1 pseudogene is annotated in these 506 nt (G+C 42.9%); it reads left to right on the top strand.

From position 1 onward, the window contains the following. Nucleotides 1-255: pseudogene (locus AC2JF9_RS08475) on the top strand (Asp-tRNA(Asn)/Glu-tRNA(Gln) amidotransferase subunit GatB); the annotation flags it as partial. Nucleotides 256-506 lie beyond the last annotated feature (251 nt).

Below are 506 nucleotides of genomic sequence, written 5' to 3' on the forward strand. Positions count from 1 at the left end.
GAATTGATAGAAAACGGCGGAGATGCCGAGAAGATCGTCAAAGAAAAAGGACTAGTCCAAATATCGGATGAAGGCGCACTAAAAAAGATTGTCGGCGAAGCATTAGATAACAACCCGCAATCCGTTGAAGATTTTAAAGCTGGAAAACAGAAGGCGATCGGCTTCCTTGTCGGCCAGATCATGAAGGCGACAAAAGGGCAGGCGAATCCGCCGCTTGTTAACAAAATCCTTCTTGAAGAGATTCAGAAACGATAAAAAAAGAGCTGTACCGCTGTTTTCAGTGGTACGGCTCTATTGGTTTACCCAATTGATTTCCGGCTTTTCCAATTTAATCAATCGTTTGATTAGTTTAGCGAAAACTCGGGCAAGCCCAGGCAGATCAGCTGTATTCAAATTTAATCAAACGTTTGATTAACAATTGAACTACCCACCACTTACCACCTTTTGGGGTGTTTGAAGTGGGGGATTCTGAAAGACAGACATATTTTCATATGACCACAGCCCGT

The sequence above is a fragment of the Lactobacillus sp. C449L genome, from assembly GCF_059900815.1.